The organism is Nocardiopsis sp. iso_238, from assembly GCF_056173325.1.
On record NZ_CM149668.1, the window covers coordinates 5,752,839 to 5,771,566 of the forward strand.

16 protein-coding genes and 4 tRNA genes are annotated in these 18,728 nt (G+C 71.0%); 6 read left to right on the forward strand and 14 right to left on the reverse strand.

Annotated features, from left to right (window positions below; translation table 11 throughout):
• Positions 1-10: 10 nt before the first annotated feature.
• From narI to AC0VYL_RS25970, 4 genes are read right to left on the reverse strand one after another with little or no spacing between them, the layout of a single operon-like run.
• A complete protein-coding gene (narI, locus tag AC0VYL_RS25955) occupies positions 11-769 on the reverse strand; it encodes a respiratory nitrate reductase subunit gamma (RefSeq protein ID WP_475481730.1) in 759 nt (252 codons plus the stop codon).
• Entirely contained in the window at positions 766-1,578 is an 813-nt protein-coding gene (gene narJ, locus AC0VYL_RS25960) for a nitrate reductase molybdenum cofactor assembly chaperone (RefSeq protein WP_475481731.1), read from the reverse strand. Before narJ ends, narI begins: the two co-directional genes overlap by 4 nt.
• The gene (narH, locus tag AC0VYL_RS25965; protein WP_475481732.1) at positions 1,575-3,362 is read right to left on the reverse strand and encodes a nitrate reductase subunit beta; all 1,788 of its coding nucleotides are present in this window, start codon (positions 3,360-3,362) and stop codon (positions 1,575-1,577) included. Before narH ends, narJ begins: the two co-directional genes overlap by 4 nt.
• Positions 3,362-7,045 carry a nitrate reductase subunit alpha gene (locus tag AC0VYL_RS25970; protein WP_475481733.1) on the reverse strand — a complete coding sequence of 1,228 codons (3,684 nt, stop codon included), beginning with the start codon at positions 7,043-7,045 and terminating at the stop codon, positions 3,362-3,364. The genes narH and AC0VYL_RS25970 overlap by 1 nt, the downstream gene beginning before the upstream one ends.
• Before the next feature lie 162 nt (positions 7,046-7,207).
• Between AC0VYL_RS25970 and AC0VYL_RS25975 the strand changes: the two genes are divergently transcribed.
• Positions 7,208-8,401, forward strand: a complete 1,194-nt coding sequence (locus tag AC0VYL_RS25975) for an MFS transporter (RefSeq protein WP_475481734.1) — start codon at positions 7,208-7,210, stop codon at positions 8,399-8,401.
• A gap of 3 nt (positions 8,402-8,404) precedes the next feature.
• Here AC0VYL_RS25975 and AC0VYL_RS25980 read toward each other — a convergent pair whose 3' ends face one another.
• Positions 8,405-9,130: an rRNA methyltransferase gene (locus tag AC0VYL_RS25980; protein ID WP_475456823.1), complete on the reverse strand. Its 726-nt coding sequence runs from the start codon at positions 9,128-9,130 to the stop codon at positions 8,405-8,407.
• 68 nt (positions 9,131-9,198) lie between these two features.
• Positions 9,199-9,273 (reverse strand) — tRNA-Asp (locus AC0VYL_RS25985).
• A gap of 98 nt (positions 9,274-9,371) precedes the next feature.
• Between AC0VYL_RS25985 and AC0VYL_RS25990 the strand changes: the two genes are divergently transcribed.
• Both AC0VYL_RS25990 and AC0VYL_RS25995 read left to right on the forward strand, forming a co-directional pair.
• The gene (locus AC0VYL_RS25990) at positions 9,372-9,776 is read left to right on the forward strand and encodes an RNA-binding S4 domain-containing protein (protein ID WP_475481735.1); all 405 of its coding nucleotides are present in this window, start codon (positions 9,372-9,374) and stop codon (positions 9,774-9,776) included.
• Positions 9,777-9,789: 13 nt separating this feature from the next.
• Positions 9,790-10,434 (forward strand): phosphotransferase, encoded by a 645-nt coding sequence (locus AC0VYL_RS25995; protein ID WP_475481736.1) that lies wholly within the window; start codon positions 9,790-9,792, stop codon positions 10,432-10,434.
• A gap of 10 nt (positions 10,435-10,444) precedes the next feature.
• Here AC0VYL_RS25995 and AC0VYL_RS26000 read toward each other — a convergent pair whose 3' ends face one another.
• Complete coding sequence (locus tag AC0VYL_RS26000) at positions 10,445-11,245, reverse strand: alpha/beta fold hydrolase (protein WP_475481737.1); 801 nt, start codon at positions 11,243-11,245, stop codon at positions 10,445-10,447.
• 150 nt (positions 11,246-11,395) lie between these two features.
• On the opposite strand from AC0VYL_RS26000, the gene AC0VYL_RS26005 reads away from it, so the two are divergent.
• Positions 11,396-12,310, forward strand: coding sequence for a PP2C family protein-serine/threonine phosphatase (locus tag AC0VYL_RS26005; protein ID WP_475481738.1), 915 nt, complete (start codon positions 11,396-11,398; stop codon positions 12,308-12,310).
• Between the two features lie 21 nt (positions 12,311-12,331).
• Here AC0VYL_RS26005 and AC0VYL_RS26010 read toward each other — a convergent pair whose 3' ends face one another.
• From AC0VYL_RS26010 to AC0VYL_RS26030, 5 genes are all read right to left on the reverse strand, one after another.
• Positions 12,332-13,270: an immunity 49 family protein gene (locus AC0VYL_RS26010; RefSeq protein WP_475481739.1), complete on the reverse strand. Its 939-nt coding sequence runs from the start codon at positions 13,268-13,270 to the stop codon at positions 12,332-12,334.
• Between the two features lie 184 nt (positions 13,271-13,454).
• Positions 13,455-13,528: transfer RNA gene (locus tag AC0VYL_RS26015), tRNA-Phe, on the reverse strand.
• Positions 13,529-13,556: 28 nt separating this feature from the next.
• A tRNA-Asp gene (locus AC0VYL_RS26020) sits at positions 13,557-13,631 on the reverse strand.
• 90 nt (positions 13,632-13,721) lie between these two features.
• A tRNA-Glu gene (locus AC0VYL_RS26025) sits at positions 13,722-13,794 on the reverse strand.
• A 96-nt stretch (positions 13,795-13,890) separates the two neighbouring features.
• On the reverse strand, positions 13,891-15,420 hold the full coding sequence (locus tag AC0VYL_RS26030; protein ID WP_475483580.1) for a metallophosphoesterase family protein: 1,530 nt from the start codon (positions 15,418-15,420) through the stop codon (positions 13,891-13,893).
• A 96-nt stretch (positions 15,421-15,516) separates the two neighbouring features.
• Here AC0VYL_RS26030 and AC0VYL_RS26035 point away from each other — a divergent pair, with 96 nt between their 5' ends.
• Together AC0VYL_RS26035 and AC0VYL_RS26040 are read left to right on the forward strand one after the other, a co-directional pair.
• Positions 15,517-15,867 carry a metallopeptidase family protein gene (locus AC0VYL_RS26035; protein ID WP_475456835.1) on the forward strand — a complete coding sequence of 117 codons (351 nt, stop codon included), beginning with the start codon at positions 15,517-15,519 and terminating at the stop codon, positions 15,865-15,867.
• Positions 15,868-16,212: 345 nt separating this feature from the next.
• Positions 16,213-17,526: an MFS transporter gene (locus AC0VYL_RS26040; RefSeq protein ID WP_475456837.1), complete on the forward strand. Its 1,314-nt coding sequence runs from the start codon at positions 16,213-16,215 to the stop codon at positions 17,524-17,526.
• Positions 17,527-17,638: 112 nt separating this feature from the next.
• Here the strand turns inward: AC0VYL_RS26040 and AC0VYL_RS26045 are convergent, their stop codons facing one another.
• Complete coding sequence (locus AC0VYL_RS26045; protein WP_378736091.1) at positions 17,639-17,899, reverse strand: PspC domain-containing protein; 261 nt, start codon at positions 17,897-17,899, stop codon at positions 17,639-17,641.
• Positions 17,900-18,023: 124 nt separating this feature from the next.
• The gene (locus tag AC0VYL_RS26050; RefSeq protein ID WP_475456840.1) at positions 18,024-18,629 is read right to left on the reverse strand and encodes a TetR/AcrR family transcriptional regulator; all 606 of its coding nucleotides are present in this window, start codon (positions 18,627-18,629) and stop codon (positions 18,024-18,026) included.
• Positions 18,630-18,728: the final 99 nt, after the last annotated feature.

Genomic DNA, 18,728 nt, shown 5'->3' on the forward strand with positions numbered 1-18,728 from the left:
AACGGCCGGTTCACCAGCCCCGACGGGCGGTCCGCACGGCCTGCCCGGAGGCGGGCGAGTGCGGGTCGCGCGTGCGGTAGAGGACGTAGGGACGGAACAGGTAGCCGACGGGCGCGCTGAAGGCGTGCACGAGCCGGGTGAACGGCAGGAGCGCGAACAGGGCCAGGCCCATCAGCGCGTGCAGTTTGTAGGGCGCCTCGGCGGCCGCCATCGCGGCGACGTCCGGACGCAGGATCCAGATCGACCGGAACCACGGCGACACCGTCTCCCGGTAGTCGCCGGAGTGCCCGCCCGCGAGCGCCACCCCGGCGAAGTAGACGGTCATGCCCAGACCGGTCACGATCGCCAGCACCAGAACCACGTACATGAGCTTGTCGTTGCGGGTGGTGGCGCTGAAGACCGGTCCGGTGGTGCGCCTGCGCCAGATGAGCAGGGTGATCCCGGCGAGCGTGCACACGCCCGCCACGATCCCCATCGACAGCGCGGTCACGTGGTACGCGGTGTCGGAGACCCCCAGCGCCCTGGTCCACGTGGCCGGGACCAGCAGGCCCACCACGTGCCCGACGATCACCACGAGCAGGCCGAAGTGGAAGAGCGGGCTGCCGATCCGCAGCAGCCGGGACTCGTACAGCTCCGACGAGCGGGTGGTCCAGCCGAACCGGTCGTAGCGGTAGCGCCAGACCAGCCCGCCCACCACGAGCACCAGCACCACGTAGGGCAGCACGCCCCACAGGACGAGGTCCACCGGCCCGGTCGTCCCGGGGTTCACCGCGGTCGCCTGGTCACGTCGGTCAGGGGCAGCGGGACCCGGGGGCGCGCGCCGTAGGGCTCCATGCCCACGTCCTCGGCGGGCGGACCCTCCTGGGCGAGCAGGCGCACGCGCTCCTCGTCCGCCCGCCGGGGCGCCGGCAGGGTGTACCGGACCGCGTCGACCACCCGCGCGTAGGGCGTTCCGTGCTCCTCCAGGGACCGGGAGAGCAGGTCCAGGCCCGAGCGGAAGTCCACCAGCAGCTCCTGCCCGGCCTCGGCGTCCCCCCGGGCCGCGAACTCCAGCATGACCGCCAGGTGGTCCGGCAGCTCGCGGGCGTGCACCCGCCACCCCGCCTCGCTGTAGACCCGCTTGATCTCGGCGAGCGCGTGGCCACGGCGCCGGGTGTCGCCGTCCGTGTAGTAGGTCATGTGGAGCGCGCGTCGGCGGCGCAGGTCGAACACGTCCACGTAGTGCTCGGCCAGTTCCAGCTCGGGAGTGCTGGAGGCGTGTTCGCAGAACTCCAGCAGCAGCGTCCGGGACTGGCTCTTCGGGAGCTCGGCGGCGGCGCGCGCGGCCAGCGGGAGCCGTTCGAAGAAGAGGGCGTCCGGGTAGCCGAGCAGGACCGACGCCGCCTGGTGGGTGACCGCCCGGGCGTGCGCCCTGCGTGTGGCCCGGCCCGCGCCGAGCCAGCCCGTCCGCCCCGGCCCGTCCGGGTCGCGGCCGTCCTGGCTCGGGATCACCGGACGGGCGCCGAACGCGTCCCCGACCCGACCCTCGCCGGACACGCCGTCCGTGCCGTCGGTGTTGGTGTTGGTGTTGGTGCTCATGGTCGACCCCCTTCGAGCGGCCCGGGGACCCCGCCCCGCCCGCCGCCGTCGTCGGTACCGCCACCCGGTCGGGGTGGGAAGAGTCCTCTCGGACGACCGTTGCCGTCCCAGTTCAGCAGGTTGACGCGGCCGTCCGTCGCGGGCCCCTCGGGCCCGCCCTCGCCGGTCTGGCGGTCGCGCAGGGCGTGGAAGGTCTCCACCGTGGCCGCGTCCGGGCGCCCTGAGGCCTCACCGAAGGGGACGTCGCCCATCCCGCCCATCCCGGGGCCGCCGTCGAAGTCGAGGCTGCACCCGACCTCCTCGATGACCCCCTTGTCGGCCTCGTCCACCCCGAAGGCCGTCGGCACGACGTAGCGCTCGTCGTACCTGGCCAGCGCCAGCAGCCGGTACATGTCCTCGATCTCCGCCCCGGTCATCCCGACCGCCTCGGCGATCGACTCGTCGCGCTCCTGGCCGAGGTTGATCCGGCGCATGTACGACCGCATGGCCGCCAGCCGCCGCAGCACGAGGTCCACGGGTCCGGTGTCCCCAGCCGTGAACAGTTCGGCCAGGTACTCGATCGGGATGCGCAGGGCGTCGATGGCCCCGAACAGGTGGTCGGCCTCCTCGCCGTCGTGGCCGGTCCTGGTGAGCGCGTCCACCACGGGCGACAGCGGCGGGACGTACCAGACCATCGGCATCGTGCGGAACTCCGGGTGCAGCGGCAGGGCCACCCGGAAGCGCTTGGCCAGGGCGAGGATCGGGGACCGGCCGGCGGACTCCACCCAGCGGTCGGGGACGCCGTCGCGCCGGGCGGCCGCGCGCACGGCCGGGTCGGCGGGGTCGAGGAACACGTCCAGCTGCGCCTCGTACAGGTCGCGTTCGTCCTCGACGGCGGCGGCCTCGCCCACCCGGTCGGCGTCGTAGAGCACGACCCCCAGGTACCGCAGGCGCCCCACGCACGTCTCCGAGCAGATGGTGGGCATACCCACCTCCACGCGCGGGTAGCAGAAGGTGCACTTCTCGGCCTTGCCCGTCCTGTGGTTGAAGTAGATCTTCTTGTACGGGCAGGCGGTGACGCACATGCGCCAGCCCCGGCAGCGGTCCTGGTCCACGAGCACGATGCCGTCCTCGACCCGCTTGTACAGCGCCCCGCTCGGGCAGGCGGCCACGCAGGTCGGGTTGAGGCAGTGCTCACAGATGCGCGGGAGGTAGAACATGAAGGTCTCCTCGAAGGAGAGCTTCACCCTGTCCCCGAGCCTGCGCACGATCGGGTCCTGGGAGGCGAGTTCGGGGCCGCCGCCCAGGTCGTCGTCCCAGTTGGCGCTCCAGCTCACCCGCATGGGCTTGCCGGTGAGCGCCGAGCGCGGGCTGGCCACCGGGAAGTCGTCGCCCAGGGGCGCGTTGGTCAGGGTCTCGTAGTCGTAGGTCCAGGGTTCGTAGTAGTCCTGGATGGAGGGCATCACCGGGTTGGCGAAGATGGTCGCGAGCCGCCTGATCCGGCCGCCCGCGCGCGGCACGAGCCGACCGTCGGGGCGCCGGACCCAGCCGCCCTTCCACCGCTCCTGGTCCTGGTAGGTGCGCGGGTACCCCTGTCCGGGCCGGGTCTCGACGTTGTTGAACCACGCGTACTCGACGCCGCTCCGGTTGGTCCACGCCTGCTTGCAGGTGACCGAGCAGGTGTGGCACCCGATGCACTTGTCGAGGTTCATGACCATGGCGACCTGTGCCATGACCCGGCCGATCGGCCGCCCCGCCGAGTCCCGGGTGGCTCCGCCCGTCCGCTCCCTGCTCCGCCCCGCCATCAGTAACGCACCTCCGTCGTCCGTTTGCGCACGACCGTGACCTCGTCGCGCTGGTTCCCGGTCGGTCCCAGGTAGTTGAAGGCGTACGTGAACTGGGCGTAGCCGCCGATCAGGTGCGTCGGCTTGACCAGCAGGCGGGTGAGCGAGTTGTGGATGCCGCCCCGACGGCCGGTGGTCTCCGTCTTCGGCACGTCGATGGTGCGCTCCTGGGCGTGGTGCATGTACACCGTCCCGGTCGGCATACGGTGCGAGACCACCAGGCGTGCGGCGACGACCCCGTTGCGGTTGACCGCCTCGACCCAGTCGTTGTCGGCCGCCCCGATCGCCTCGGCGTCGGCCACGCTCATCCAGATCGTGGGGCCGCCCCGGGACAGGGTCTGCATGAGCAGGTTGTCCTGGTACTCCGAGTGGATGGACCACTTGGAGTGCGGGGTCAGGTAGCGCACGACCACCTCGCGCTGCCCGGTCGGGCCGATCCGGGGCTCCCCGAACAGGCGGCCCATGTCCAGCGGGGGCCGGTAGACCGGCAGGGCCTCACCGAACTCGTGCATCCAGTCGTGGTCCAGGTAGAAGTGCTGGCGTCCGGTGAGCGTGTGCCAGGGCTTGTCGTGCTCGACGTTGATGGTGAAGGGCGAGTACCGGCGGTCGGCGGCCTCCTTGCCGGACCACTCCGGGCTGGTGCCCACGGGGGTCGGACCGTGCCGGGCGTCGTCGAAGACCACCCGGCGCCCCTCCGCGTGGTGGATCAGCTCGTCCATGTCGGTGCCGGTGCGCGCGGCCAGCCGCTCGAACCCCTGCGCGGCCAGGCGTCCGTTGCTGGTGCCGGACAGCGCGAGGATCATCTCGCAGGCCTTGACGTCGGTGTCCAGGGAGGGGCGGCCGTCCGCGACCCCGCCGCGCACGGTCCCGTTGCGCTGGCGCAGCCACTCGACCTCCTCGTCGGGGGTGAAGGACACGCCCTTGACGGGGAGCCCCTTCCCCTCGGCCAGGGGGCCGAGGGCCGCGAGCTTCTGGGCCACCGCCGAGTAGTTCCGGCGGACCGGGACGATGTTCGGCATGGTCCTCCCGGGGACCGGCCGCTCCCCCGCCGCCTTCCAGTCCGTCGGGACCCCGTGCGGCTGCGCCAGCTCCCCCTCGGTGTCGTGCTGGTGGGGCACCGCGACCAGGTCGGTGACCTCGCCCAGGTGGTCCGCGGCCAGTTCGCTGAACACCTTCGCCAGCGCGTGGAAGGCGTCGAAGTCGGTGCGGGTCTCCCAGGGCGGGTCGATCGCCGGGTTGAAGGCGTGCACGAAGGGGTGCATGTCCGTGGTGGAGAGGTCGTGCTTCTCGTACCAGGTGGCGGCGGGCAGCACGATGTCGGACAGCAGCGTGGAGCTGGTCATCCGGAAGTCCAGGGTGAGCAGCAGGTCGAGCTTGCCCTCGGGGACCTCCTCCCGCCAGGTCACGTCCTCGGGCCGGTCGTCCGGTCCGGCGGGCTCCGACCGGAGATTGGAGTGCGTGCCCAGCAGGTGCTTCAGGAAGTACTCGTTGCCCTTGGCGGAGGACCCGAACAGGTTGGACCGCCACAGCGTGAGGGTGCGGGGCCAGTTCTTCGGGTCGTCCGGGTCCTCGGCCGCGAACCGGAGCGTGCCGTCCTGGAGCTGGTCGGCCACGTACTCGGCGGGGTCCCTGTTCCGTTCGGCGGCCTCCTTGCCGAGCCGGATCGGGTTGCGGTTGAAGGTCGGGTAGGACGGCATCCAGCCCATGCGGGCGGAGGCCGCCACGAGGTCGGCGGTGTGCTGCCCCCGGACCCGCCCGGGCCCGAGCGGCGACATGAGGGCGTCGGCCCGGTAGGTGTCGTAGCGCCACTGGTCGGTGTGGGAGTACCAGTAGGCGGTCCCGGCCATGAAGCGCGGCGGGCGCGACCAGTCCATGCCCGAGGCGTAGGCGGCCCAGCCGGTGGCCGTGCGGCACTTCTCCTGGCCCACGTAGTGCGCCCAGCCGCCGCCGTTGACCCCCTGGCAGCCGGTGAGCAGCAGCAGGGACAGGAAGGCGCGGTAGGCGTTCTCACCGTGGAACCACTGGTTGGTCCCGGCGCCCAGGACGATCATGGCCCGGCCGCCGCTGGCCTCGGCGGTGTCCGCGAACTCGCGGGCGATGCGCACCGCCCGTTCGGCGGGGACGGAGGTCAGGGCCTCCTGCCAGGCCGGGGTGCAGGCGGCTTCCGGGTCGTCGTACCCGGAGGGCCAGACCCCGGGCAGGCCGGGGCGGGACACCCCGTACTGGGCCAGGACCAGGTCGAACACGGTGGTGACCAGGCGGCCGCCCACCCTGCGGACGGGGACGCCCCGGGTGTCGACCTCGGCCGTGCCGTCGGGGGTGTCGAAGCGGGGAAGGGCGACCTCCGCCGCCTCGGCCCCCTCCGCGTAGAAGGTGAGTTCGGGGACGCGGCCCTCCAGGTCGAGGTTCCACTTCCCCGCACCGTCCTCGCCCCAGCGGTGGCCGACGGTGCCGTTGGGGGCGACCGGCCCGTCCTCCCCCTCCGGCCAGAACACGGGCTTCCAGTCGGGGTTGGCCCCGTCCGTGTTGTCGGGCAGGTCCGAGGCGGTGAGGAACTTGCCGGGCACGAACCGGCCGTCCCTGCGGTCCAGGGCCACGAGGAAGGGCAGGTCCGTATAGGTGCGCGCGTACTCGGTGAACCGCGGGGTGGGTCGCTCGACGAAGCGCTCCCTGAGGATCACGTGCCCCATGGCCATCGCCAGGGCGCCGTCCGTGCCCGGGTGCGGTGCCAGCCACTCGTCCGCGAACTTGGCGGCGTCGTTGAAGTCCGGGGCGACCACCACGACCTTTTGGCCCCGGTAGCGGGCCTCGGCCATCCAGTGGGCGTCCGGGGTGCGGGTCACCGGGACGTTGGAACCCCAGAGCACCAGGTAGGCGGCGTCCCACCAGTCCCCGGACTCGGGGACGTCGGTCTGGTCACCGAACACCTGCGGGGAGGCCACCGGCAGGTCCGCGTACCAGTCGTAGAACGACAGCATCGAGCCGCCGAGCAGGTTGACGAACCGGGCGCCCACGCCGTGGGAGACCATCGACATCGCGGGGATGGGCGAGAACCCGGCGATCCGGTCGGGGCCGTACTCCCTGATCGTCAGGACGTGTGCGGCCGCCGCGATCTCCAGGGCCTCCTCCCAGGTGGTGCGGACCAGGCCGCCCTTGCCCCGCGCCCGCTGGTAGCGGCGGCGCCGCTCGGGGTCGGTGGTGATCTCCTCCCACGCCAGGACCGGGTCGCCCAGCCGCTCGCGCGCCTCCCGGTACATCTCCACGAGCACGCCGCGCGCGTAGGGGTAGCGCACCCGGGTCGGAGAATACGTGTACCAGGAAAAGGCGGCGCCGCGCGGACAACCCCGGGGTTCGTACTCGGGGCGGTCCGGACCGACCGACGGATAATCCGTCGCCTGGGTTTCCCAGGTGATGATTCCGTCTTTGACATAAACATCCCAGGAACAGGATCCCGTGCAGTTCACGCCGTGCGTGGAACGCACCACCCGGTCGTGGCTCCAGCGGTCCCGGTAGAACACGTCACCTTCACGCCCACCGTGTCTGACCTGGGCACGGTCCCCGTCCAGGGGCTCCGAACGGGTCAGGTAGTTTCCCAACCGGAGAAGGCTGTCGCCCGCTCCCGTGCGTTTACTCCGTGCCGCCATAAGGAAAACACCTCGTTTGCCCGACCGTTGCCCGGAGCACGGAGTCAAAGCCCAGCTCCGACCACATTCCGTTAATGAATATGCCTGTTCCGGCACGGATGTCACGTTTCCCACACCGCAGGGGGCGACAATCGCCGCAGACCGACTGACGAAGGAGCCGTAATGCGTGCGGAAGCTGGGGAGCGGACGACCCGTTCCGGAACCGCGGGCGGCAACCTCGCCCTGGCCACGGCGGCGTTCGCGCTGACCTTCTGGGCCTGGAACCTGATCGGCCCGCTGTCACGGAGCTACAGCGAGGACCTGGGCCTGACGCCCACGCAGACGTCGATCCTGGTGGCCTTCCCCGTGCTGGTGGGCTCTCTGGGGCGTATCCCGGTGGGCACCCTGACCGACCGCTACGGCGGCCGGGTGATGTTCACGGCCGTCTGCCTGCTCAGCGTCGTCCCGACCCTCCTGGTCGGGCTGTCCGCGAACTCGTACCCCATGCTGCTGGTCTGGGGCTTCTTCCTCGGGATCGCGGGCACCTCCTTCGCCATCGGCATCCCGTTCGTCAACGCCTGGTACCAGGCCGACCGGCGCGGGTTCGCCACGGGCGTGTTCGGCGCGGGCATGGGCGGCACCGCGCTGTCGGCCTTCCTGACCCCGCGCCTGGTGGAGGCGATGGGCGTGTTCACCACCCACCTGCTCATGTGCGTGGCCCTCGCCGCGATGGCCGCCGTCATGTGGTTGTTCGCCCGGAACTCACCCGAGTGGAGTCCGCGGACCGAACCCGCCCTGCCCCGCCTACGGGAGGCGCTGGGCCTCAGGGCCACCTGGCAGGCCTCGGCGCTCTACGCGCTGGTGTTCGGCGGCTTCGTGGCCTTCTCCACCTACCTGCCGACCCTGCTGACCACCGCCTACGACTTCGCGCAGACCGACGCGGGCATGCGCACCGCCGGGTTCGCCGTGGCGGCGGTCGTCGCCCGTCCGGTCGGCGGCGTCCTCTCGGACCGGATCGGACCGGTGAGGGTCTGTCTGATCTCCTTCTTCGGCACGTGCGCCTTCGCCGTCGTCCTCGCGCTGCACCCGCCGGCGGAGTTCCCGGCGGGCCTGTCGTTCGTGCTGATCGCGCTGACCCTGGGCCTGGGCACCGGCGCGGTGTTCGCCCTGGTCGCCAAGCTCGTGGACCCGTCCCGCGTGGGTACGGTCACCGGCCTGGTCGGCGCCGCCGGAGGCCTCGGCGGCTACTTCCCGCCGCTGCTCATGGGCGTGGTGTACCAGGCCACGGGCGCGTACACGCTGGGCTTCGTGCTGCTCGCCGTGGTCGCGCTGGTCGTGGCGCTGTACACCACGCGGGCCTTCCGCGACGTCACCTGAGGTTCACAGCGCCGCGAGGTCCCGGGCGCGGACCAGGACCGCCGACCGGTTGCCGACCTTCACCCGTTCCAGCGCCCGTACGCCCTCCGGCAGCGGCACCCGGCGGGTCCGCGCCGTCACGACCACCACCGCGCTCCGGGGCAGGACCCTCCCCATCGAGGCGAGCAGCGCCCGGATCGGGTCGTCGGGGACGCTCCCCTCCCAGTGGGTCATCTCCCCGTAGGGGACGTCCGTGATCACGAGGTCCGCGTCCACGGGGTCGGCGGCCGTGAAGACGTCGGCCACCCCGGACTCGTGCGGGAGGTCGCCGCCCATGGCGGCCAACCCGGCGGCCAGGTCGCGGGCGGCCTCGGCCCGCTCCACGAACGCCACCCGGCCGAAGTCCCGGGCCGAGCGGCGCAGCTCCCGCTCCCGCTCGGCCAGGCCCTCGGCGGTCAGCAGCTCCAGGTTGCGCGCGGCGATACCCACCGCGTCACCGTCCACGTCCGTGGCGCGCACGTGTGTGAGCCGGTCGCGGTGGAGCAGCCCCAGCACGGCCACCAGATAGCCGCTGCCGCAGCAGGGGTCCCACAGCCGCACCCGGTCGCCCTCCACGTGCACCATCGCCCGCTGGAGGAGCTCACTCGCCAGTCTCACGGGGAACCCCGGGTATCCGGGCGCGGACCGCAACACCTGCCCGCTCGCCAAGGCCGAGTGGTCCGCACGCTCGGTGGCGTACCGGTAGCTCACAACTGTCCCCCCTGTCACCCAGACAACGACGAAGGCCCGGTGTCTGGGACACCGGGCCTTCGATGATGCGGTCCTGACGGGATTTGAACCCGCGGCCTCCACCTTGACAGGGTGGCGAGCACTCCTAACTGCTCCACAGGACCTCGTTGCAAGAACAACTCTAGCGCGACTTTGGAGCACTTCGTACCGAGGTCGACCTAGAGTGGCTCACGACCCACCCGAACCCGTGAGAGGACCCCGCGTGAGCGACTCGTCCGCCCCCCTTCCCTCCGGCCCCGACTCCACGCGGGTCGACCGTTGGCTGTGGGCGGTACGCCTCACCAAGACCCGCGCCGACGCCGCTCAGGCCTGCCGCGGAGGGCACGTGCGCGTCAACGACCGCCCCGCCAAACCCGCCATGGCGGTGAAGGTCGGCGACCAGATCAGGGTGCGCCTGCACGGCACCACACGGATCGTCGACGTGAGCCACGTCATCGTGAAGAGGGTCGGCGCCCCGGTCGCGGCCCGCTGCTACGTGGACCGCACCCCGGCGCAGCCGCCGCAGGCCACCGCCCCGGTGATCCGCCGGGACCGCGGCGCGGGCCGCCCCACCAAGCGGGACCGCCGCCAACTGGACCGGCTCCGCACGGAGTTCCCACCCGCCTGACCCAGGAGTCACAGTGTCCTCTCCCACCCCTCTGGCCTCAGGACGCGACGCCGACGTCTTCGCACTCGACGAGCACCGGGTGCTGCGCCGGTACCGCGAAGCGCAGGACACGGCACCCGAGGCCGCCGCCATGGCGCACGCGGCCGGGCACGGTTTCCCCGTGCCCGAGGTGCACCGGGCTGCTGGCGTCGAACTGGAGATGGAGCGCCTGCACGGACCCACGATGCTCGACGCTGCCCTGGAGGGGCGACTCTCGGCCAAGGAGACCGGCGAGGCACTGGCCGAGCTCCACGGCCGCCTGCACGGGCTGCCCGGCACGGGGAACGGCCGCCTGCTGCACCTGGACCTGCACCCGGGCAACGTCGTCCTCACCGAACGGGGCCCCGTGGTCATCGACTGGACCAACGCCCGTGAGGGGGAGCCCGATCTCGACCTGGCGGTGACCGCCCTCCTGTTGGCTCTCACCGGTCTCTGCGGCCCCCGCCCTCTGGCGGACCTGGCCGAGGCCTGCCTCGACCCCTACCTCCGGAGCGCCGAGGGTGACCCGGCCCGGCTCGTCGACGACGCCGTCGCCCTGCGCCGGGACGATCCCAACCTCTCCGCCGAGGAGGTCGCCCTGCTCCCCCGCGCCGCCGCCCTCGTCCGCCGCGGACACTGAGGCCCCGGCGTCAGCGGTCGGCGGGGGCCAGGGGGCGCGCGGCGAGGAAGGCCAGGACGGCCTCGGTGGCCTTGGGCGCGGCCTCGTGCAGGTAGCCGTGGCGGACGCCCGGCAGGACCAGCAGTTCCGCGTCGGGGACGCGCTCGGCGAGCAGTTCGGCGTTGCCCACCGGGGTGAGCTCGTCGTCCTCGCCGTGCACCACCAGGGTCGGGGCCTGGACCAGGGGCAGCAGGTCCCAGCCGTCGTGCCTGAGGCTGGCCTCGTAGTGGCGGCGCTGCGCGCGCAGCGGGTTGCGGGGCAGCACACGGGTGACCGTCTCCGGGTGCGCCATCGCCCACTCGGGCGTGTAGAACAGCGGACCGATGAGTCCGCGCCCCTCGTCACCGCTGGCCTTGCGCAGCGCCAGGGACGCGTGCTCGGGACGCTCCACCTCGTGCTCCCCGCCGGGAGCCGTGGAGCCGAGCACCAGTGCGCCGACCCGTTCGGGGGCGATCGCGGCGAGGGTCTGGGCGACCTTCCCGCCCATGGAGAAACCGTAGACGTGCGCGCGCCCGACCCCGAGGTCGTCCAGGACCGCGAGGACGTCCCTGGCCAGCAGCTCCATGCTGTACGCGCGGTCCAGCGGGGCGTCGCTCCCCCCGGTGCCCCTGAGGTCCACGCGCACCACCCGGTGGCGTTCGGCGAGGTCCTCGTACACCCCGTCCCACATCTCGTGGTCGAGGGACTGCCCGTGGATCAGTACCAGGGGCTCCCCCGCACCGTGGACGTCGTACCAGATTCGGGTTCCGTCTGCGGCGGTCGCGTGGTTCACGTCAACGGACACTACCCGACAATCCCGGCGGAGGACCGGCCCTCATCCGTTCGTGACCTTCCTCCGCGAACCAAACCCCCGTCTGCGAGCATCTTCCCAGGTCCCATCGTCCTTGGGTGAGGGCCACCCGAACCGGTTGAAGGAGCGCGCATGAGTTCCCCCGTCATCGCCACCGACACCGACCAGGGCCCTCGGCCGTGCCAACAGGACGCCTGCGCCCACCAGGTCGAGTCCGCCTCCGACGGCTGGCGGGCCACGGTGGCCGACGGGTTCGGTGACCACCCCGACACCGCACTGGCCGCGCAGCTCGCCGCCGACACCGCCACCTCCGCTCCCGGAGAGGCCGTGGACGCCGTCCTGGCCGCCGCCCGGGCGATCACCCGCATCCACCCCGGGACCGACTGCGTGATGGCGCACGCCCGCCAGGACGCCCCCGACGACCCCATAGACATCGCGTGGGTCGGTGACTGCCGGGTCTGGACCTGGAGCCCCGGCCAGGGCCTGCGCCAGCACACGCGGGACCACACGCGCGGCCAGGAGCTGCGCGACCGGTGGGCCTCGGACGACCTCGCCCGGACCTGCGACCACGCGGTCACCACCTCCGTGGCGACCGCCGACGTCGACGACGTCGGCACCACCACCGCGCCCGCCGCCGACCTCACGCTGTTCACGTGCGACGGCGTCCACGACTACGTGGACGAACGGCTGATGGCCGAACTCGTGGCCGACCACGCGCACGACCCCGACACCCTGGTGCGGGTCCTGGTGGACGCCGCCCGCGAGGCGGAGAGCACCGACAACGCCACCGCCCTGGTGATCCTGACGGACCGGGACCCGGCCCCGCACCGGACCCGCCAGGAGCTCCTCCTGGACGGCCTGGAGAGCTTCGGAGAGCCGGGGCGCCTCCCCGAGAGCCCGGAGCACCTCCTGGACGTGCTGGCCGAGGACCGCGCCGCCGGGATCGCCTGCGACCGCTTCCTGCTGCGTGACGGCACCACCTACTGGTGCACGAAGGACTCCGACCACACCGACCACCACGTGAGCTGGCACGGCGTCACCTGGTGACCGGCGGGCAGCGCCGTCACCTCAGAGGGCCGCAACCTCGGGGGCGCCTTCGGGAGCGTGCAGCAGAGCCGAGGGAAGGTAGTCCGAGGTGATTGCCAGCTTCCAGCCGTGTACCTGCACCGCCAGTGCGGCCAGTGCGATCACCCCGACCGGCAGCAGGGTGCCGGGTACGGCGTCAGCGTCGGCCTCCATCAGTTCGCGGTGGCTCTCCAGGTGTTCGGCCAGTGCCCGCTCGAACGCCGACTGGTCGTCCTCCAACAGAACGCGCAGCAGGCGCTGCTCGGGTCCCAGCTCACCCACGGCGTCCAGCCCCCGGGCCGCCTGACCGCGCTCTTCGGCGCCGGGTTTGCACAGCACGGGACAGGGGTGCCGAGGGAAGGTGTCGTTCAGGTACACGCACAGCGCGTCCATCTGCGCCAGGTCCGCCGGGTCGAGGTCGGTCTCCAACCAGGAGCCGGGGACTCCGTCGCGGATCTCCGGTGCGTGGTCCCCTCGCAACATGGGCCCGAACACCCGGGACGATTCCCAGATGTGTCCGCTGACCACGAGCATGGTGAACGCCTCGACCCAGGCGTCGGGGCCGGGGGCCAGGTCGATCCCGCACTCGTAGTCGACGTTGTCCTCGGAGTTGTCGGCCAGGTTGGTGAGCCTGCCGGCGACGAGCGGGAAGGGGACGTCGAAATCGCCTTCGGGGCAGATGCCCAGGCTGAGCACACCGAAGTAGGCCTCGGCCGCGGTGGTCAGTACCTCCTGGGTGAAGGACCGGTCGGATCCGAGTGCGGGGTCCGCCACGGAGCGGGCGGCCACGTGGCCGTGGAGGTCGAGAGCCATGGTCCGCATCGCCTTCAGCCCCGAACCGTCCCTCAGGCCGATGTAGTGATCGCGGACCCGCTCGTGGAAGTCGTCGAGAGCTCGGACGATCCTGTCCTCGTCGACGCTGTGGCGCTCGATCCGCTGCATGTTCCCGCTTCCTGGCTCCGGGGGCGTGTTCGCCGTGCACGCTATCGGCGTCCACCGACAGGACCTAGGGACAAGGGCGGGGTGGACGTGGACGCGCCTTGGCCGTAGGCACCCACCGACGCAACAAAAGGCCCCGCCACCTGTTCTCACAGGTGGCGGGGCCTTTTCACATGTCGAAGCGCTGTGGCTAGGGGCGGGGTCGAACCGCCGACCTTCCGCTTTTCAGGCGGACGCTCGTACCAACTGAGCTACCTAGCCGCGGCGCCGATTCCCTCGGCGACGCACGCGGTCCTGACGGGATTTGAACCCGCGGCCTCCACCTTGACAGGGTGGCGAGCACTCCTAACTGCTCCACAGGACCTTGTTCAGTTGTCACACCCGGCCTCGCGGCCGTGTGTGTCGCTGCGGTTCTCATTCTGCCAGACGCCCGGCAGTGCTCTGAACCGCTTCGTACCCCCAACGGGATTCGAACCCGCGCTACCGCCTTGAAAGGGCGGCGTCCTGGGCCGCTAGACGATGGGGGCCCGTGTAGACAGCCTAAGCATAGGGGAGATTCCCACCAACGCCAAAGCGAATGCCCCCGCCGACCGAAACCCTTCGTGACCTGCGACGACGCGGGCCTATGAGGCCTCCTCCGTGGGTGTCGCGTCCTCGTCCTCCTCCTCCGGTTCACCGATCCGCCGGTCGGGGTCCGCCTCGATGTGCCGCTCGACCTGCGCCGACGTGAGCCCGATCCCCCCGAGGTCGATGTCGTCACGGGCCTGGAGGCGACCGGTCTCGGCGTCGAAGTACAGGACCGAGGCCTGGTACGGGGTCGGCCGACCGGATCCGTGATCCAGGCCGCGCAGTCCGGCGCCGCCGGTGGAACCCTGGACGAGGAACCTGGTGCCCAGGTCCGTGAGCTCGGTGGAGCGCAGGTGCTCGTTGCCCGCCAGGACCAGCGGCACCACTCCGTCGAACGGCCGAGCCTGGGTGCGTGTGTGCAGGATCGCGACGTCCACGTCGTCCCCGCCGCCCCTGACCGACGCCGCCTGCTCCTCACCCAGCGCGGCGACCCCCGCCGCGTCGGGGTTGAGCCGGGTGGCGTCCGGGGTGAACCGGGGGTCGCCCGCCCCGTAGAAGGTGAGGCCGCCGACCTCCGCGACGTCCCCGTCCAGCACCACCGCGTTGGACTGGGCCGCCACCGCGCGCTGGGTGCCCATGGAGTCGTGCTGGCCGCGCACCCACACGTAGGGCACGTCCAGCTTCCCGATCTCCTCCGCGAAGACGTCCTCCGCCGCGCTGCCTCGGTCGGTGAGGTCGCCCGAGTCCACGACCACGTCCACCCCGTACTGCTCCCGGAGCGTGCTGATGATGCTCCAGGACGCCGGGTTGAGCTGGATGTCGGACACGTGCAGCACCCGGATGACCGACTCGTCGTCGTCGTACACCGGCAGCGAGGACGTGGCCTCGTAGATCATCGACACGTTGCCGACCAGCCCGGCCAGCTGCTCCTGGTACTCACTGAACCTGCTGACCACGTCGTCGGCGCTGCCCACCACCTGCGGGGCGCCCGCGATGAGCCCGGTGTAGCGCGGCTCCGCGATGGCGCTCGGGTTGAAGGTGAGCCCCGCGAGGCCGCCGAAGCCCACGAGGACGAGCAGGGAGGTCGCCCCGCTCGCCAGGGCGCGCCAGCCGCTGCGGAACAGCAGCAGGCCCATCAGGGCCGCGCCGAGGGTCGCCACGAGCAGCGAGCGCAGCAGCAGGGCGGTCACACCGCTGGTGAGGTCGGCACCGATCCCCGCGGCCATGCGGTTGATGGCGTCGGGGTCCGCGAACATCTCCTCGGCCGCCGAGAGGCGGATGTCGGTGATGGTCGCCTCGAGTCTCAGGGGCGCCGTGTGGGTGTCGAAGGCCAGCTGGCCCAGCGGAGCGACGTTGACGACGGTCTCACCGTGCCACTGGGGACTGAGGGAGAAGGTGACGTCGGCAGGTCCGATCGGTGTGACCACCTGGCCGCCGAGGGCCAGCCCGAGCCAGCCCCCGACCAGTCCCGCGACGACGACGCAGCTCCACCGCCACGCACGTCCGGCGCGCCACCGGCGAAGGGTCACACGGGACCGTTCGAGGGCCCCCCGGTAGTCGTATGCGCGGATCTCTCCCCAAGACAACACACCACCATCATGCCGTTGACTGGAGCCGTTCCCAATGTTTCCTCCCGTCCAGAGTGTTATGTCTCTTCCTCGACACCCCGTCAAGGCAGCACAATGGCAGGCGTGGTTGAACTGACACGCAGGGACTTCGAGGAACTGGTGGCCGACGCCCTGGACCAGATCCCGCCGGAGCTGGCCCGGCTCATGGACAACGTGGTCATCACGGTCGCGGAGGAGTCTCCGGAGGGCCTGCTCGGCCTGTACGAGGGGATTCCGCTGACCGAGCGCGGGGACTCCTACTTCGGGGTGCTCCCGGACCAGATCTTCATCTACCGACGCAACATCTGCGCGATGTGCGAGACCCCCGACCAGGTGGTGGACGAGGTGCTCATCACCGTCATCCACGAGATCGCGCACCACTTCGGCATCGACGACGCCCGCCTCACCCAACTCGGATGGGGCTGACGCTCACCCAGAGCGACATTTCGGAGAAATAGAGATCCGACGATCCCATAAATTCCGGCATTCGAGACATTCGTGTCACCATTCCGGCGAGTAACGGAAGCCCCCTCCCACCCGGCGCCCCCGGGGAGCACACGACACTCCCCCTCATCGGCATCCACCTGGGAAAACGATCCGGACAGCGAGCTTCGGGGGCGATACCGAATCACATCGGGAGACATTACTCGGAGCAACGAATCAGACACGAATTCCCCCAACCCGCTTGCCAGTCCGACGCTCTTCCGGAACCGTTGGTCATGGGGGCACGACACAGCGTGATTCACCCCTGTGACAGTAAGGGAGTGCCTGGTGGGCAATCCGAGCCTCGACAAGGCCGCTGACGGAGGAGACCACGAATCTCCGAAGGAGCAGGACAACAAATGGCGTAGCAGTTACCGCGACGTCATGGCGATAGCCGAGTTCCGCTCCATGTGGTTGGCCCACGCCCTGTCGATGATCGGCACCAACCTGCTGAACATCACTTCCAGCGTCCTGGTCTACCAACTGACGGACTCGGCCTTCGCGGCCGGGATCACGCTGGCCGTGATGTTCCTGCCGCCGATCCTCGCCGGCCCGCTGTTCTCCGGGCTCGCGGACATCCTGCCGCGCCGCCAGGTGATGGTGGCCTGCGACGTGATCAGGGCCGTGGTCATCGTCATCGTCGGCATACCGGGTATGCCGGTCTGGGCGGTCTGGGCGCTGCTCTTCGTCTCGATCCTGCCGTCGATCCCGTTCTCGGCCGCTCGGGCGGCCCTGCTCAGCCAGATCGTCCAGGGCGAGCGCTATGTGGCCAGCACCGCGATCATCCAGCTGACCGCGCAGATCGGGATGCTCCTCGGGCTGATCGCGGGCGGTGTGATCGTCACGTTCGTCAGCCCCAACGTCACCCTGATGTCCACGGGCGTGCTCTTCGTCCTGTCCGCGCTGATCCTGAGGTTCGGTGTGAAGGCCCGTCCGGCTCCGGTGCGCGAGGAGGGCGGCGAGAAGGGCCCCGGCCTCCTGGCGATGACCAGGGACGGCGCCAAGCTCGTCTTCAGCGACCCCAAGCTGCGCGTCCTGGCGCTGCTCGCCTGGCTCGCGGGCCTGTACTCGATCCCCTACGGGCTGGCCAACCCCATGGCCACCGAGGCGGGCGCCGGGCCCGCCGCGGCCGGGTTCATCATGGCGGGCCAGTCGATCGGGGCGCTCGTGGGCGGCTTCGTCCTCACCCGGCTGATCCCCCCGCCGACCCGCACGCGTCTCCTCGGCCCGCTGGCGATACTCACCTGCGTGCCGCTGTTGCTCTGGGTGTTCCAGATGCCGCTGTGGATGATGATCGCCGCCCTGACCCTCTGCGGGGCGGCCGGTTCCTACCAGTTCGTGGCCAACGCGGCCTTCGTCCTCTGTGTGCCCAAGGAGGGCCGCGGACTGGCCTTCGGCCTGGTCGCCTCAGGGCTCCAGGCCGCGCAGGGCATCGGCATCCTGCTGTCCAGCTACTTCGTGGAGCTCACCAGCACCAGCACGGTGATCGCCGCCGCGGGGCTGCTCGCCCTGCTCTCCGCGATCTGCCTCTCCGTCCCGTGGGCACGGATGTCCCGGGAGGTCGCGGAGCGGATGGAGGCCACCGAGTCGGAGAGCGCCTAGCGCTCGCCGCGGTGCTCCGCGGGCTGTTCGCGGGCCTGGTCGGTCTCTCGTTCGTCCCGTGGGGCACACAGCTCACGCCGCTGCCAACCCGGGTGTGCGCGCAGGGTCCACATCAGTTCTCACTCGACTTTCCCTGGAAGTTACGGATGATCTGCTCCAGCAGCGAACGCCGCTCGCTCTCGGCCGGCATGAGCAGCCAGGCGAGGACGTAGATCGGGATACCGGCCATGCCCAGCAGGGCCAGGACCACGAAGACGATCCGGATGATCGTGGAGTCCACACCGGTGTAGGCGGCGATGCCCCCGCAAACGCCGGTCAGGAAGCGATCGGTCTCGCTGCGCTGGAGTCGCTTGGTGGCGAAGTTCTCGTTCATACCTCCACCTTGCCCGCCGGTGCCGACGATTCCCATCGGGGACAGCCCTGGGCGGTCCCTGACTTCCGCCCCCGAAGGGTCCGACGGCACCGGCCGCCGGGGCGTTCCTGAGACGTGGGGCACATCAGCGCTCGGGGGCGAAGACCTCACCGAGCGTCCGGAAGGCCTCTTCGAGGTGGACGCGCAACGCGTCGATCCCGTCCTCCGCCTGCTCCGGAACCATCCTCATGGCGTGCCGCATGGCGGACATGGCGGCGGCCGCCGCCACCTGGGAGCGCGCGTCTTCGGCTGCGACCCCCTCGCGCTCGGCCATCGCCGCGGCCACACTCCGCTCGACGTCGTGGAAACGGCTGAGCAGACCGGGCAGGAGATGGGGTTCGCGGTCCACGAGCTGTCTGCGCAGAGCGATGTCGGCGCGCTGCTTGCCGAGGTCGCCCGAGACGAGGAGGGAGGCCATCAGCAGGGAACCGAGGTCCTCGGTGAACACGCCGGTGGGGCCTCCGGACACGAACGCCGCACGCGCCTCCTCGTCGAGGGAGACGGGGACGTCGTCGAGGAGCGCGTCCTCCTTGGTGGCGAAGTAGTTGAAGAAGGTCCGGGGCGAGACGTCGGCCTCGGCCGAGATCGCCTCCACGGTGACGTTCTCCAGACCGCGCTCCAGGGTGAGGCGCACGGCGGCCTCCCGCAGAGCCCGGCGCGTGGCCAGCTTCTTGCGTTCTCGCAGCCCCATAGGTCCTCCCCTTACACGAACAACGGTTGCAGTCCGCGCAATATTTCTCCATGTGTATTTTTACGCACCCCAGGGACCCCTCAGGGTCGGACCCTCCGG